The 14,852-nt window shown below is 57.9% G+C and carries 13 protein-coding genes; 7 read left to right on the top strand and 6 right to left on the bottom strand.

The window, feature by feature from the left end; genetic code table 11:
- The first annotated feature begins 160 nt into the window (after nt 1-160).
- Both V476_RS03120 and arfB read left to right on the top strand, forming a co-directional pair.
- The gene (locus V476_RS03120; RefSeq protein ID WP_024960085.1) at nt 161-1,570 is read left to right on the top strand and encodes an amino acid permease; all 1,410 of its coding nucleotides are present in this window, start codon (nt 161-163) and stop codon (nt 1,568-1,570) included.
- A 31-nt stretch (nt 1,571-1,601) separates the two neighbouring features.
- Nucleotides 1,602-2,015 (top strand): alternative ribosome rescue aminoacyl-tRNA hydrolase ArfB, encoded by a 414-nt coding sequence (gene arfB, locus V476_RS03115; RefSeq protein WP_003314723.1) that lies wholly within the window; start codon nt 1,602-1,604, stop codon nt 2,013-2,015.
- An 800-nt stretch (nt 2,016-2,815) separates the two neighbouring features.
- Here arfB and V476_RS26545 read toward each other — a convergent pair.
- The 5 genes from V476_RS26545 to phhA all read right to left on the bottom strand — a co-directional run bounded on the left by V476_RS26545 (nt 2,816) and on the right by phhA (nt 7,474).
- Nucleotides 2,816-4,191, bottom strand: a protein-coding gene (locus tag V476_RS26545; protein WP_103715870.1) for an IS3 family transposase whose coding sequence is annotated in 2 segments (ribosomal slippage) — nt 2,816-3,720 and nt 3,720-4,191 — 1,377 coding nt in all. Because the reading frame shifts where the segments join, the coding sequence is not laid out codon by codon here.
- 119 nt (nt 4,192-4,310) lie between these two features.
- Nucleotides 4,311-5,510 (bottom strand): MFS transporter, encoded by a 1,200-nt coding sequence (locus V476_RS03100; RefSeq protein WP_004416882.1) that lies wholly within the window; start codon nt 5,508-5,510, stop codon nt 4,311-4,313.
- A gap of 140 nt (nt 5,511-5,650) precedes the next feature.
- On the bottom strand, nt 5,651-5,830 hold the full coding sequence (locus V476_RS03095) for a hypothetical protein (protein WP_003314725.1): 180 nt from the start codon (nt 5,828-5,830) through the stop codon (nt 5,651-5,653).
- A 454-nt stretch (nt 5,831-6,284) separates the two neighbouring features.
- Nucleotides 6,285-6,641, bottom strand: coding sequence for a 4a-hydroxytetrahydrobiopterin dehydratase (locus V476_RS03090; protein WP_003342603.1), 357 nt, complete (start codon nt 6,639-6,641; stop codon nt 6,285-6,287).
- 35 nt (nt 6,642-6,676) lie between these two features.
- A complete protein-coding gene (gene phhA, locus V476_RS03085) occupies nt 6,677-7,474 on the bottom strand; it encodes a phenylalanine 4-monooxygenase (RefSeq protein WP_004416888.1) in 798 nt (265 codons plus the stop codon).
- A gap of 266 nt (nt 7,475-7,740) precedes the next feature.
- Between phhA and V476_RS03080 the strand changes: the two genes are divergently transcribed.
- Nucleotides 7,741-9,318, top strand: coding sequence for a sigma-54-dependent phenylalanine hydroxylase transcriptional regulator PhhR (locus V476_RS03080; protein WP_024959967.1), 1,578 nt, complete (start codon nt 7,741-7,743; stop codon nt 9,316-9,318).
- A gap of 97 nt (nt 9,319-9,415) precedes the next feature.
- On the opposite strand, the gene V476_RS03075 is transcribed toward V476_RS03080, so the two are convergent.
- Nucleotides 9,416-9,682: a DUF2790 domain-containing protein gene (locus V476_RS03075; RefSeq protein WP_003342597.1), complete on the bottom strand. Its 267-nt coding sequence runs from the start codon at nt 9,680-9,682 to the stop codon at nt 9,416-9,418.
- Between the two features lie 436 nt (nt 9,683-10,118).
- Here V476_RS03075 and acs point away from each other — a divergent pair, with 436 nt between their 5' ends.
- The 4 genes from acs to V476_RS03055 all read left to right on the top strand — a co-directional run bounded on the left by acs (nt 10,119) and on the right by V476_RS03055 (nt 14,851).
- Nucleotides 10,119-12,074, top strand: coding sequence for an acetate--CoA ligase (gene acs, locus V476_RS03070; RefSeq protein WP_003342595.1), 1,956 nt, complete (start codon nt 10,119-10,121; stop codon nt 12,072-12,074).
- A gap of 531 nt (nt 12,075-12,605) precedes the next feature.
- Nucleotides 12,606-13,382 carry an ABC transporter substrate-binding protein gene (locus V476_RS03065; RefSeq protein ID WP_004416894.1) on the top strand — a complete coding sequence of 259 codons (777 nt, stop codon included), beginning with the start codon at nt 12,606-12,608 and terminating at the stop codon, nt 13,380-13,382.
- Nucleotides 13,383-13,466: 84 nt separating this feature from the next.
- Entirely contained in the window at nt 13,467-14,156 is a 690-nt protein-coding gene (locus tag V476_RS03060) for an ABC transporter permease (RefSeq protein WP_003314732.1), read from the top strand.
- Nucleotides 14,153-14,851: an ABC transporter permease gene (locus tag V476_RS03055; RefSeq protein WP_003424811.1), complete on the top strand. Its 699-nt coding sequence runs from the start codon at nt 14,153-14,155 to the stop codon at nt 14,849-14,851. Before V476_RS03060 ends, V476_RS03055 begins: the two co-directional genes overlap by 4 nt.
- Nucleotide 14,852: the final 1 nt, after the last annotated feature.

The raw sequence follows: 14,852 nt of genomic DNA, 5'->3' as shown, positions 1-14,852 counted from the left end.
ACCTCAGCCGGGATGCACGTGTACAATGCTGCGCTTTTTTCTGTGAAACAGTGCTGTTCAACGCTCCGGGCCATCCGCCTCGAACGCTGCAATTCTGTTGCGCCACGAGCGCAGCAGGTTCTATTCCGTCACAGAACAAGATCGATCAGGTGGCTATTGAATGAGTGAAACAACCTCACCCTCGGGCGAACTGAAACGTGGCCTGAAGAATCGACACATCCAGTTGATCGCCTTGGGCGGTGCCATCGGGACAGGCCTGTTTCTCGGTTCGGCGGGCGTGCTGAAATCAGCCGGGCCGTCGATGATTCTCGGTTATGCCATCTGCGGCTTCATCGCTTTCATGATCATGCGCCAGCTGGGCGAGATGATCGTCGAAGAGCCGGTCGCCGGCTCGTTCAGCCACTTCGCCCACAACTACTGGGGCGGTTTCGCCGGGTTCCTGTCGGGCTGGAATTGCTGGCTGCTGTACATCCTGGTCGGTATGTCCGAGCTGACTGCCGTCGGCAAATACATTCATTACTGGTTGCCGGACATCCCGGGCTGGGTCTCCGCGGCAGCCTTCTTCGTGCTGATCAATGCCATTAACCTGACCAACGTCAAGGTCTTCGGCGAAACCGAGTTCTGGTTCGCGATCATCAAGGTGGTGGCGATCATCGGCATGATTGCGCTGGGCAGTTACATGCTGGTCAGTGGCAGCGGCGGCCCGCAGGCCTCGGTCAGTAACCTCTGGGAGCATGGCGGATTCTTTCCCAACGGTGTCAGTGGTTTGGTGATGGCGCTGGCAATCATCATGTTCTCCTTCGGCGGCCTGGAGATGCTCGGTTTCACCGCTGCCGAAGCCGAACAGCCGAAGACCGTGATCCCCAAGGCGATCAACCAGGTCATCTACCGCATCCTGATTTTCTACATCGGCGCGCTGGTGGTGCTTTTGTCGCTGACGCCGTGGGATAGCTTGCTGGCCAGCCTCAATGCGTCTGGCGACTCCTACAGCGGCAGCCCGTTCGTGCAGGTGTTCTCGATGCTCGGCAGCGACACGGCGGCGCACATCCTCAACTTTGTGGTGCTGACGGCAGCGCTGTCGGTCTACAACAGCGGCACTTACTGCAACAGCCGCATGCTGGTGGGCATGGCCGAGCAGGGTGATGCGCCCAAGGCGCTGGCCCAGGTCGACAAACGCGGGGTGCCGGTCAAGGCGATCTTTGCCTCTGCCGCCGTGACACTGGTCGCGGTGCTGCTCAACTATTTCGTGCCGCAGCAGGCGCTGGAACTGTTGATGTCGCTGGTGGTGGCCACGCTGGTGATCAACTGGGCGATGATCAGCTACTCGCACCTGAAATTCCGCCAACACATGAACCGGACCGCCCAGGTGCCGCTGTTCAAGGCGCTGTGGTATCCCTATGGCAACTATGTGTGCCTGGCCTTTGTGGTGTTTATCCTCGGCATCATGCTGATGATCCCCGGCATCAGCATATCGGTCTATGCGATACCTGTTTGGCTGGCGGTGATGTGGGTCTGTTACCGGGCCAAAAACAGGCGTAGCGTTGTCCTATCTGCACAGTCTGGCAAATAGCCTTGCCCGTTTCCGAGAAGAAGAGACCCCGATGCTGGTGATTTCCAACAACGTTCATCTGCCGGATGCAGAGATCGAATTGACCGCTATCCGTGCTCAGGGCGCGGGCGGGCAGAACGTCAACAAGGTCTCCAGCGCGGTGCATTTGCGTTTCGACATCAACGCCTCATCGCTGCCGCCGTTTTACAAGGAACGGCTGCTGGCGTTGAGTGACAGCCGGATTACCAGCGACGGCGTGATCGTGCTCAAGGCTCAGCAGTATCGGACCCAGGAGCAGAACCGTGCCGATGCCTTGCTGCGTTTGAGTGAGCTGATCGTCAACGCGGCCAAGGTCGAAAAGAAACGCCGCCCGACCCGTCCGACGCTCGGCTCCAAGACCCGGCGCCTGGAGTCCAAGAGCAAACGCGGCTCGATCAAGGCCGGACGCGGGAAAGTGGATTTTTGAGGTGTTTTTCAGTCTCGTGCCACGCAGTGCTCAGCGCTATACAAAAGTCTACGCTTGATTCTGGCCGCAGGCCGTAGGAGCGAACTTGTTCGCGAAAGGGCTCGTACCGTCGCAGAAGATTTGGCGTTCAAAACAATGCCTTCGCGAACAAGTTCGCTCCTACAAAAGCCATCCCGCCCTCACGCTCGAACGTAGGAGCGAACTTGTTCGCGAAAGGGCTCGTACAGTCGCGGAAGATCTGGCGTTCAAAACAATGCCTTCGCGAACAAGTTCGCTCCTACAAAAGCCCCGTTCCCACGCTCGAACGTAGGAGCGAACTTGTTCGCGAAAGGGCTCGTACCGTCGCGGAAGATCTGGCGTTCAAAACAATGTCTTCGCGAACAAGTTCGCTCCTACAAAAGCCCCGTTCCCACGCTCGAACGTAGGAGCGAACTTGTTCGCGAAAGGGCCCGTACCGTCGCAGAAGATTTAACGTTCAAAACAATGCCTTCGCGAACAAGTTCGCTCCTACAAAAGCCCCGTTCCCACGCTCGAACGTAGGAGCGAACTTGTTCGCGAAAGGGCTCGTACCGTCGCAGAAGATTTGGCGTTCAAAACAATGCCTTCGCGAACAAGTTCGCTCCTACAAAAGCCATCCCGCCCTCACGCTCGAACGTAGGAGCGAACTTGTTCGCGAAAGGGCTCGTACCGTCGCGGAAGATCTGGCGTTCAAAACAATGTCTTCGCGAACAAGTTCGCTCCTACAAAAGCCCCGTTCCCACGCTCCTATGGTATGACCCCCGAAGGTTGGACGATTATTTCTACGCTGCCTGAGCGGCCTGCATTCTGAACTCCACAGGGCTCAGGCCGTTAAGTTTCAGTTTGATGCGTGACTGATTGTAATACTCAATGTACTCGTCGATGCCCGCATGAAGCTCATCCAGATTGTTAAATTTGTTCAGATAGAAAAACTCGGACTTCAGCGTGCCAAAAAAACTTTCCATAGCCGCGTTGTCGTAGCAGTTGCCCTTGCGCGACATGCTGCATGTGATCGAATGCTCATTGAGTAATCGTTGGTAAACAGGCATCCGATATTGCCAGCCCTGGTCTGAGTGCAAAATAGGCTTTTCATGCGGCTCAAGCTTCTTGAACGCTCCTTCAAGCATTTCGTCCACCATGGAGTACAGCGGGCGCCTGGCGATTGCATAGGAAATGATTTCGCCGTTGTACAGATCCATGATGGGCGACAGATAGAGCTTCTGGCCTCCCACTTTGAACTCGGTGACGTCCGTGGCCCATTTTTCATTAAGGTGCTGGGCCTTGAAATCACGCTTGAGAATGTTGGGCGCAGCCTTGCCTACTTCGCCCTTGTAAGAGCGGTATTTCTTCACTCGCACCAGGCTCTTCAGGCCAAGCTGCCCCATCAGTTTCTGCACCGTCTTGTGGTTCACAAGATGGCCTGCGCGCCGCAACGCCGCCGTGATACGACGATAGCCATACCGGCCTTTATGATCGTAGAAAACTGTCTGAATCAGGTCTTTCAGCCCGGCGTACTTATCGCCCGCTTGCAGTACCTTTTGTTGATAGTAAAAAGTGCTGCGCGCCAGACCGGCAAGCTTCAGCAGGCCACCCAGAGAATGCCCCAGTCTCAGTTCGGTTACGATTTGCGCTTTTTCTGTTGCGCTATTCGTTGCTTCTTCTGAGCCAAGGCATCGAGCTTTTTTAGATAGTCGACCTCCATCCGCAGTTGCTTCACCTCGGCAAGCAACTCGTCACGCGAGCGCGATTCATCGTCGATTGAGGGGGCGTTCACAGGCGGAAGTGCAGTCGTCATCTTTCTTGGGCGTCCGGCTTTTGTGGGTGGCTTGGAGGAGGCATCAAAGGCCCCTTCTTCATAATGGCGCTGCCATAGACCGATGATGCCGAACTGACGGATATCGAACAAGGCCGCTGTCTGGCGCAGAGATAAACGCTCATCATGCATGCGCTTCAAAACAGTCAGCTTGAACTCGTCACTGTAGCGCTGGCGTTTTTTCTCTTGCAGGCCCGCTACGCCATGAATCTGATAGGCCGCAACCCACTGCCTAAGGCAGGAAAAATCCACATCGTGGCGATGCGCAACATCCCTCAAACCTGCCTTGCCAGCACAATACTCTTTCACGGCTGCGAGTTTTGCCTGCTCTGTATATTTACCCATGACGCCTCCAAAGGTTGCATCCAACCTTCGGGGGTCACACCACTACGCCCTGCGGGCAGCAGCCTGAAAACTCTGCTTTCCGGGCTCTTCAGGACCTGTATGACTATGAGCACCGATCATTACTGGCGCAGCACCTGCGCCTGCTTGTACAGATAAACGCTCAACGCCAACCCGGTGAGTGACGCCAGTGCCGCGAACAGGAAGATCGAGACGAAGCCGAAGCCGGCGGCAATGGCGCCTGCCAGTGGGCCGGTGATGCCCAGTGACAGGTCGATGAACAGCGAGTAGGCCCCGACTGCAGCGCCTCGGCTTGACGCCGGGACCAGATTGACCGCTTCCACGCCCAGCGCCGGGAACACCAGCGAAAAGCCGAAACCGGTCAGCGCCGCGCCAGCCAGTGCCAGGTCCGGAGTGGGCGCAAGCCACAGCAGCAAGAGCCCCAGGCTTTCCACGGACATACAGACAATCGCCACTCGAAAGCCGCCCAGGCGATTGATCAGGCTGCCGAACAGCAGGCGCGCGGCGATGAAGCTGCCACCAAACAGCGTCAGGCACAGCGCGGCGTTCGGCCAGTGGTTGCTCGCGTAATACAGGGTGATAAACGTCGCGATAGTGCCAAAGCCGATACCGCCCAACGCCAGGCCCATGCCATGCGGAAACACTCGTCCCAGTACATGCATGAATGGCAGTCGCTCGCCCTGCACGATCGGCGCGGGCTCTTTATGCCACGTCAGGTAGAGCCCCAGCGCGCACAGCAGCATGATGCTCACACCCACTGTCCACAGGCCGAGTTCGTCAACCATCCACACACCCAGTGGCGCACCGATGGCCAGCGCGCCGTAGCTGGCGATGCCATTCCAGGAAATGACCTTGGCGGTGTTCTGCGCGCCGACCCGGCCGATGCCCCAGCCAATCGAGCCAGAACCGACAAGGCTTTCCGCGGCACCGAGGATCACCCGGCCAATCAGCAGAATCACCAGGCTCGCCATCGGCCAACTGTCCAGCCACACCGGCACCAGCATGAACACACCGCTCAGCCCGCAACCGGTCAGCCCGATCTGCACAGCTTTTTTGCTGCCCAGATTGTCGATGATGCGACTCGACCAGGGGCGACTGATCAGCGTGGCCAGGTACTGCACGCTGATGACCAGCCCGGCGATAACTGCACCGAAGCCCAAATCACTGTGGACATAGCCGGGCAGAACGGCGAGGGGAATGCCGATGTTCAGGTAGCCGATAAAGGTGAACATCACGATGGACACGACGGTCAGGGTAACGGCCATCGGGGTTTGTGGTGTGTTTTGCTGTGTCTCGGACATGGGGCGGGCTTTCATTCTTTTGCGGGCATGGCGTTCGAGCGGGCGGGGAAAAACCCTTAGCAAGCTCTCGAAGTGCTTATCATACCGATGCATCGGGCGATGCAGGTGCAACAGATTGAAATAAACCTGAATGGAGGGGGCTATTTGTCCCTGGGTGCCACAAGGTGTGTGGTTACGAGAGCGGCCAAGGCGTTTTCCTGAGTACCGAAACGGGCGAGCAGGGCGCTCTGTTTTTCCGGGCTGAGGCGTGACCAGATCTCGATCATTTTCTCGGCGGTGCCAATCAGGGCGCTGGCTTGGGTTTCAGTGAAGTCGCTCATAAAAATCTGCTGTTTGCCTGTTGCTGGTTTTCCAGGCGTATTGAAAACCGGCAAAACCGTTTTTCGATACGCCTGAAAACAATCGCCTTCAGTCTTTGCGTCCGGCTTTCTGGCTGTCTTGAGCCGAGGGTGCTGCTTTCATTGCGACAGGTTGACCAAGCTCTTGCTGAGCCAGAGTCGACTGTTGTGGTTCCTGTTGGCCTGGTGGGAAGTTAGGGATTTCATGCATCGTCGTCGCTCCTCGCAAGGGGTTGCAGATAGAACCGTGCTTTAAAAAAGCATGCGCAGGATAACCCACTGAAAATGACAATCAGGATATTTTTTTACCCCGATTGCCCTGATCGTGAAACAAAATGGCTTTTTCACTGTCTGGCTTTTCGCCTCGCGAGGCGCTGAGCAGCTTGATTTCATTGGGCCGGACCGCATGAGCAGGGTCCACAGCCCGTTGATCATTTTATTTTCGGCCTTCTGCACCCTTGGCCACTTCATCCGTGCGCGCGGCCATGATGAAGTCGTTGCGATGCAGGCCCTTGATCGAGTGGCTCCACCAGGTCACGGTCACCTTGCCCCACTCGGTCAACAGGCCCGGGTGATGGCCTTCCGCTTCGGCAATTTCGCCCACGGCATTGGTGAACGCCAGCGCCCATTTGAAATTCTTGAACAGAAACACTTTTTCCAGCTGCATCACCGCGTCGCGGACCTCGATGTTCCAGTCCGGGATCTGCTTGAGCAGTTCCGGCAATTCGGCTTCGCTGACCTGCGGCGCATCGGCACGGCAGGCTTCACAGTGGGCTTGATTCAAGGTGGTCATAAGCAGAGTGTCCTTTTCGGATAGCGGGCCGAGCGTCAGGCGGCGTGGCTTTTGGTTTTAGGTGGAAACTTGGGAGCGTGCAAGCCCAACTGCATGCCTTGCCCGACCAGCGCCATGATGTCTTGCTGCGCCAGGTCGAACAGATGCTTCAGATCCGGCAGGACAAAGTACAGCGGTTGCAGAATGTCGATGCGATAAGGTGTGCGCATCGCCTCAAGCGGATCGAAAGGCTGGTGTTCGGGGGCTGCCGATAAGCTGTACAACGCTTCCTTCGGTGAAGAAAGGATGCCGCCGCCGTAGATTTTCCGTCCTTGCGGTGTATCGACCAGACCAAACTCGATGGTCATCCAGTACAGCCGGGCCAGGTACACGCGTTGTTCCTTGCTCGCGCTCAGGCCGAGTTTGCCGTAGGTGTGGGTGAATTCGGCAAACCATGGATTGGTCAACAGCGGGCAGTGGCCAAATATTTCATGAAAGATGTCCGGTTCCTGCAGGTAGTCCAGTTCTTCTGCGCTACGAATGAACGTCGCCACCGGAAAGCGCTTGCTGGCCAGCAGTTCAAAAAACGTCTGGAAGGGGATCAGCGCGGGCACTCGCTCGACCTGCCAGCCCGTGGTCGCGCCCAGAACCTTGTTGATTTCGCCTAGCTGAGGAATACGATCGAGTGGCAGGCCCAGTTGCTTGATGCCGTCCAGATACTCCTGACAGGCACGTCCTTCGACGATTTTCATCTGCCGGGTAATCAGGGTGTTCCATACCGCATGTTCGTCCGCCGTGTAATCGATGAAACCCGAAGCGTCCGGCTCGCGTGCCACGTAAAGCGTCTGGGCCATGCTGATGTCCTCGAAAGGCTGGTGTTTTTAGAGTGTTCTTGTAAAAGCCTGTGTTCAGGAATAACCCGGTTTCGAGGGCGCGTCAGCGGGTGTGGGCAGGGTTGCGCATGGGTTTGATCACTGGTTCGTAACGAAAAGTTTACGCTTGCGATGGAAGAGGCTTGAAATCAAGCATACTGCCGCTCGCGAAGCGGGCATGCGTAACGTATTGTTGACATTAATTTTGCCGACTCATGAAAAACATACCCTCACAGGGACGATGACTCATGCGCATCAAGGTGCACTGCCAGAACCGCATCGGCATTCTTCGCGACATTCTCGATCTGCTGGTGGCTTACGGCGTCAACGTGGCGCGCGGCGAAGTGGGGGGCGAACACGGTGACGCGATCTATCTGCATTGCCCGAACCTGATCAACCTGCAGTTCCAGGCCTTGCGCCCGAAGTTCGAGGCGATCACCGGGGTGTTCGGCGTCAAGCGCGTCGGGCTGATGCCCAGCGAGCGCCGGCACATGGAGCTCAATGCCTTGCTCGGTGCGCTGGAATTCCCGGTGTTGTCCATCGACATGGGCGGGGCGATCGTTGCGGCCAATCGTGCCGCTGCGCAGTTGCTGGGCGTGCGGGTCGATGAAGTGCCGGGCATGCCCTTGTCGCGTTACGCCGAAGATTTCGACCTGCCTGAGCTGGTGCGCGCCAGCCAGTCGCGGATCAATGGGCTGCGGGTAAAGGTATGTGGCGATGTGTTTCTTGCCGACATCGCACCTCTGCAATCGGAACATGACGACAGCGAAGCCATGGCCGGGGCCGTGCTGACGCTGCACCGCGCGGATCGGGTCGGCGAGCGCATCTACCATGTGCGCAAGCAGGAGCTGCGTGGCTTCGACAGCATCTTTCAGAGCTCGAAGGTCATGGCTGCTGTGGTTCGAGAGGCGCGGCGCATGGCGCCCCTCGATGCGCCGCTGCTGATCGAGGGCGAAACCGGCACCGGCAAGGAGTTGCTGGCCCGCGCCTGTCACCTGGCAAGCCCGCGCGGCCAGTCACCGCTGATGGCACTCAACTGTGCCGGGTTGTCGGAGTCCATGGCCGAGATCGAGCTGTTCGGTTATGACCCTGGTGCGTTCGAAGGCGCGCGTGCGGAAGGGCGGCTGGGGCTGTTGGAACTGACCGCGGGCGGCACGCTGTTTCTCGATGGTGTAGGTGAGCTGAGCGCCCGTATGCAGGCCAAACTGCTGCGCTTCATTCAGGACGGCAGCTTTCGCCGGGTCGGCAGTGACGAGGACATGTTTCTTGATGTGCGAGTGATGTGTTCGACCCAGGTCGATCTTTCGGAGCTGTGCGCCAAAGGCATGTTCAGGCAGGACCTTTATCATCGCCTTAACGTGCTGTCGCTGCATATACCGCCACTGCGCGACTGTCTGGACGGTCTTGAGCCTCTGGTGGAGCATTTTATCGATCAGGCCAGCCGGCAGATAGGCTGTCCGCTGCCCGGCATATCACCTGCGGCCATCAAGCGTCTGAGTCAGTACCACTGGCCCGGCAATGTGCGGCAACTGGAAAACGTATTGTTTCAGGCCGTATCGCTGTGTGATGGCGGCAAGGTGCAGGCCGAGCACATTCGTTTGCCGGATTACGGCGTGCGACAAGGATTGAGTGAAGTGTCGCTGGAGGGCGGGCTGGGCGCTATTATCGGGCGCTTTGAAAAGTCGGTGCTGGAACAACTGTATGCGCAATATCCCAGCAGTCGCCAATTAGGTAAACGCCTGGAGGTGTCTCATACAACGATTGCCAACAAGTTGCGCGACTATGAATTAGGGCGCGAATCAGATCCGCATCCTGTCGATAAATAACTCGCTCATTGCTAGTCGTGTCAGCCACTTCGTGCATGCGCCTCGCACCTTAATATAGCGGCGAGGCGTCGTGCACAGGTTGCAACGGCAAGAAGCCTCAACCGTTGCTGCAGCCGTTGCCCATCACCTGATAGCCCATGGTGTGGCGCGCGCCTTGCGAATCTTCATACACCATGCGCGCCGGGACCACTGCGCAGACGTTAGGGATCTGGCTGATGGAAATAACCCGGGCGATATCCAGATGAGTGCCGTAGGTATATTGCTCGACACGCGCCTGTTGCGCAGCCACTTTGGTCTGCGATTCTTCGGCCATGGCGAAACTGCTGATACCGCACAGGGCCAATGCCACTAATAAAGCTTTCATTGTCGTTTACCTTTTTCAAAGTGAGCGCCGTCGCATCACGTTTTTGACATCATGGGCTAAGGCGGTCTGATACGTTTTTCGAGTTGGAACAACACTGCGTGGGGGCAGTTGATGTCTGCCTTGTTGGCGGATCGAATTCTATGCCTGTTGCGACAGTGCATATATAAAGACTTTGGATAAGCGCTTTTATCAAAATGGTAATAATCTTGAGGGCAGGTGCAAGCTGCAAGCTGCAAGCTGCAAGCTGCAAGCTTCAAGCTTCAAGCTTCAAGCTTCAAGCTTTCGGGCTTAATGCTTGCGGCTTGCAGCTTATGGCTTGCAGCTTATGGCTTGCAGCTCCGGCCCCGCCCGGTAAGACCAACGTCGAATGGCCCCTGCGGGTGGGGCGGGATACAACAGGGGCATAAAACAACAACTATCCACCGAGGTAACCAAGATGAGTGCAGCTTCCCTGTACCCCGTCCGCCCAGAAGTCGCAGCGACTACGCTGACGGATGAAGCGACCTACAAGGCCATGTACCAGCAGTCGGTGGTCAACCCTGATGGTTTCTGGCGTGAACAGGCTCAGCGCCTCGACTGGATCAAACCTTTCACCGTGGTCAAACAGACCTCGTTCGATGATCACCGTGTCGATATCAAATGGTTCGCCGACGGCACGCTGAACGTTGCCTACAACTGCCTGGATCGCCATCTGGAAGAACGCGGCGACAGCATCGCCATCATCTGGGAGGGCGATGACCCTTCCGAGCACCGGGAAATCACCTACCGCGAACTGCACGCCGAAGTGTGCAAGTTCGCCAACGCGCTGCGTGGCCAGGACGTGCACCGTGGTGACGTCGTGACCATCTACATGCCGATGATCCCCGAGGCTGTGGTCGCCATGCTGGCGTGCGCGCGGATCGGTGCGATTCACTCGGTGGTGTTCGGCGGCTTCTCGCCCGAAGCGCTGGCTGGCCGGATTATCGATTGCAGTTCCAAAGTGGTCATCACTGCCGACGAAGGTCTGCGTGGCGGCAAGAAGACAGCGCTCAAGGCCAACGTCGACCGCGCCCTGACCAACCCGGAAACCAGCAGCGTGCAGAAGGTCATCGTCTGCAAGCGCACCGGGGGCGAGATCGAATGGAACCGTCACCGTGATATCTGGTACCACTCGCTTCTGGAAGTGGCGTCCAGCACCTGCGCGCCGAAAGAGATGGGTGCTGAAGAGTCGCTGTTCATTCTCTACACCTCGGGCTCGACCGGCAAACCCAAGGGCGTGTTGCACACCACCGCAGGTTACCTGCTGTATGCCGCGCTGACCCACGAACGCGTGTTCGACTACAAACCAGGTGAAGTCTATTGGTGCACCGCCGACGTCGGCTGGGTCACCGGGCACAGTTACATTGTCTACGGCCCTCTGGCCAATGGTGCGACCACGCTGCTGTTCGAAGGCGTGCCGAACTATCCGGACATCACCCGCGTGTCGAAGATCATCGACAAGCACAAGGTCAATATCCTCTACACCGCGCCGACCGCGATTCGCGCCATGATGGCTGAAGGCACCAAGTCCGTTGAAGGCGCCGACGGTTCCAGCCTGCGCCTGCTGGGTTCGGTGGGCGAGCCGATCAACCCGGAAGCCTGGGCCTGGTACTACAACACGGTCGGCAAGCAGAACTGCCCGATTGTCGATACCTGGTGGCAGACTGAAACCGGCGGCATCCTGATCAGCCCGTTGCCAGGCGCGACCGCCCTGAAACCGGGCTCGGCGACACGTCCGTTCTTCGGTGTGATTCCGGCGCTGGTGGATAACCTGGGCAACCTCATCGAGGGCGCTGCCGAGGGCAATCTGGTGATCCTCGATTCGTGGCCGGGCCAGTCGCGCTCGCTGTACGGCGATCATGACCGTTTCGTCGACACCTACTTCAAGACGTTCCGTGGCATGTACTTCACCGGTGACGGTGCCCGTCGTGACGAGGACGGTTATTTCTGGATCACCGGGCGTGTGGATGACGTGCTCAACGTTTCCGGCCACCGCATGGGCACGGCTGAAATCGAAAGCGCAATGGTTGCGCACCCGAAAGTCGCCGAGGCTGCTGTGGTCGGTGTGCCGCATGACCTGAAAGGGCAGGGCATTTACGTTTATGTGACCCTCAATGGCGGTGAAGAACCGAGCGACGCGCTGCGCACCGAATTGCGCAACTGGGTGCGCAAGGAGATCGGTCCGATTGCCTCGCCTGACTTCATTCAGTGGGCGCCCGGCCTGCCGAAGACCCGTTCGGGCAAGATCATGCGCCGCATCCTGCGCAAGATTGCGACCGCCGAGTACGATGCGCTGGGTGACATCTCTACCCTGGCCGACCCGGGCGTGGTGCAGCATCTGATCGACACGCACAAGGCCATGAACGCTGCTTGAGTGATCCTGTGACTGAAGCGCCCCGTTTGGTGAGAGCCGAACGGGGCGCCTTCGTTTTCGGCGTCTGGTACGGGAAAAGGGATATATATCGGGTTGTTACCGGTTTACACGGCGTTGTCGCGCAGCGCTTCGTTGTGGGACATGTCTGGGGTTTCTGTGTAGGAAAGTACGACGCAGCAAGGCTTTTAAATCGCCATGTGGCACGCTGGGCTTGCCGGATTAAAAGGGTTTGCCAATAATGGGCGCGCTTTTTGCTGTTATGACAGGTTTAGTCTGCGCTGCTGGATCAGCAGAAACGGGCCCCGTCAATACCGTGTGGTGGGTTTTCAAGCGCTTCTGTAACTAGTTGTCGCATTGAAGAAATATCGACTTCGAGCCTGTCGTTAAAATGCCCCTCATTCGCCGAAGGGCTGTGAGCCGCCAGCGCGGTGTCACGTATCCGGCGTCGCTTTTCCCCGAGATTGTCCTTTCGCACATTGGGCGCTTGCTCACTTTGCCACTTGTCGTGCTTTACCGATGGAGTCCCTGGAAATGAAAAAGCTCATGCTTATTGGCGCGATGGCGTTGTCCGTGCTCGCCCAGCCGATCTTTGCTGATGAAAAACCACTGAAAATCGGTATCGAAGCGGCTTACCCTCCGTTCGCGTCCAAGGCCCCGGATGGCAGCATCGTCGGCTTTGACTACGACATCGGCAATGCGCTGTGTGAAGAAATGAAGGTCAAGTGCACCTGGGTCGAGCAGGAATTCGACGGCCTTATCCCGGCGCTGAAAGTGCGCAAGATCGACGCGATCCTGTCGTCGATGTCCATCACTGACGACCGTAAGAAGTCCGTTGATTTCACCGGCAAGTATTACAATTCCCCGGCGCGTCTGGTCATGAAGGACGGCACTACGATCAGCGACAGCCTGGCTGAACTCAAGGGCAAGAAGATCGGCGTGCAGCGTGGCTCGATCCACGAGCGTTTCGCCCGTGAAGTCCTCGCTCCCAAAGGTGTCGAAGTGACGCCGTACGGTTCGCAGAACGAAATCTACCTGGACATCGGTGCAGGCCGCCTGGACGGTACTGTCGCCGACGCCACGCTGTTGCAGGACGGCTTCCTGAAAACCGACGCAGGCAAAGGCTATGCGTTCGTAGGTCCGTCGTTCGTCGATCCGAAATACTTCGGTGACGGCATCGGCATTGCCGTGCGCAAGGGCGACAAGGCCGACCTTGACCGTCTCAACGCCGCCATCGCCGCGATCCGTGCCAACGGCAAGTACAAGGCTATCCAGGACAAGTATTTCGATTTCGATATCTACGGCAAATAAGTCGTCGTCCTTACCCTGACCAATGGCGCAAACAGAATTGCCTGGATTGCGCCATTTTTATTCCACGCTTGAGGACCGCACATCATGTTGAAAGGTTACGGAGCTGTCATCCTCGAAGGTGCCTGGCTGACGTTGCAGCTGGCCCTGTCGTCGATGGCTCTGGCGATCGTTCTCGGTCTGATCGGCGTGGCGCTGAGGCTGTCTCCGGTACGCTGGATCGCCTGGCTGGGCGACCTGTACAGCACGGTGGTTCGTGGTATTCCCGATCTGGTCCTGATTCTGCTGATCTTCTACGGCGGCCAGGACCTGCTCAACCGCGTCGCCCCGTTGCTGGGGTTTGACGACTACATCGACCTTGATCCGTTGATGGCAGGCATCTGCACGCTGGGCTTCATCTTCGGCGCGTATCTTTCGGAAACCTTTCGCGGTGCGTTCATGGCCATTCCCAAGGGGCAGGCCGAGGCGGGCATGGCGTATGGCCTGAGTAGCGGCAAGGTGTTCTTCCGTATTCTGGTGCCGCAGATGATTCGTCTGGCGATTCCCGGTTTCACCAACAACTGGCTGGTGCTGACCAAGGCCACCGCGCTGATTTCCGTGGTCGGTCTACAGGACATGATGTTCAAGGCCAAGCAGGCGGCCGATGCCACCCGCGAGCCTTTCACCTTCTTTCTGGCGGTTGCGGCGATGTACCTGGTGATCACCAGCGTGTCGCTGCTCGCCTTGCGTTACCTCGAAAAACGCTACTCGGTGGGCGTGAGGGCGGCTGACCTATGATCTTTGACTACAACGTGATCTGGGACAGTCTGCCGCTGTACTTCGGCGGCCTGCTGACCACCCTGAAGCTGCTGGCGATTTCACTCGCGTTCGGGCTGCTGGCGGCATTGCCGCTGGGCCTGATGCGGGTCTCGAAAAACCCTTGGGTGAACATCCCTGCCTGGCTGTACACCTACGTGATTCGCGGCACGCCGATGCTGGTGCAGCTGTTTCTGATCTATTACGGGCTGGCCCAGTTCGATGCGGTGCGCGAAAGCTTTTTGTGGCCCTGGCTGTCCAGTGCCACCTTCTGTGCCTGCCTGGCGTTCACCATCAACACCAGCGCCTACACGGCGGAGATCATCGCCGGCAGCCTCAAGTCCACACCGGCCGGTGAAATCGAGGCCGCGCGGGCCATGGGCATGTCGAAAGCCAAGATGTACCGGCGCATTCTGCTGCCCTCGGCCTTGCGCCGGGCGCTGCCGCAGTACAGCAACGAGGTCATCATGATGCTGCAGACCACCAGTCTGGCGTCCATCGTGACCCTGATCGACATCACCGGCGCGGCCCGTACGGTCAACGCGCAGTTCTACCTGCCTTTCGAGGCTTACATCACCGCAGGCGTTTTCTATCTTTGCCTGACATTCATTCTGGTGCGGCTGTTCAAGATCGCCGAACGCCGCTGGCTGGGCTACCTCGCCCCACGGAAGGTCTGAA

Origin of the sequence: Pseudomonas syringae KCTC 12500, assembly GCF_000507185.2 — a bacterium.
Taxonomy (GTDB): domain Bacteria; phylum Pseudomonadota; class Gammaproteobacteria; order Pseudomonadales; family Pseudomonadaceae; genus Aquipseudomonas; species Aquipseudomonas syringae.
Note: the sequence above shows the minus strand (reverse complement) of the source record. Positions and strands in the feature narration are given on the sequence as shown.

Coding starts and splice junctions, on each gene's coding strand:
- V476_RS03120 (WP_024960085.1), top strand. CDS start 161: ATGAGTGAAACAACCTCACCCTCGGGCGAACTGAAACGTGGCCTGAAG.
- arfB (WP_003314723.1), top strand. CDS start 1,602: ATGCTGGTGATTTCCAACAACGTTCATCTGCCGGATGCAGAGATCGAA.
- V476_RS03100 (WP_004416882.1), bottom strand. CDS start 5,510: ATGTCCGAGACACAGCAAAACACACCACAAACCCCGATGGCCGTTACC.
- V476_RS03095 (WP_003314725.1), bottom strand. CDS start 5,830: ATGAGCGACTTCACTGAAACCCAAGCCAGCGCCCTGATTGGCACCGCC.
- V476_RS03090 (WP_003342603.1), bottom strand. CDS start 6,641: ATGACCACCTTGAATCAAGCCCACTGTGAAGCCTGCCGTGCCGATGCG.
- phhA (WP_004416888.1), bottom strand. CDS start 7,474: ATGGCCCAGACGCTTTACGTGGCACGCGAGCCGGACGCTTCGGGTTTC.
- V476_RS03080 (WP_024959967.1), top strand. CDS start 7,741: ATGCGCATCAAGGTGCACTGCCAGAACCGCATCGGCATTCTTCGCGAC.
- V476_RS03075 (WP_003342597.1), bottom strand. CDS start 9,682: ATGAAAGCTTTATTAGTGGCATTGGCCCTGTGCGGTATCAGCAGTTTC.
- acs (WP_003342595.1), top strand. CDS start 10,119: ATGAGTGCAGCTTCCCTGTACCCCGTCCGCCCAGAAGTCGCAGCGACT.
- V476_RS03065 (WP_004416894.1), top strand. CDS start 12,606: ATGAAAAAGCTCATGCTTATTGGCGCGATGGCGTTGTCCGTGCTCGCC.
- V476_RS03060 (WP_003314732.1), top strand. CDS start 13,467: ATGTTGAAAGGTTACGGAGCTGTCATCCTCGAAGGTGCCTGGCTGACG.
- V476_RS03055 (WP_003424811.1), top strand. CDS start 14,153: ATGATCTTTGACTACAACGTGATCTGGGACAGTCTGCCGCTGTACTTC.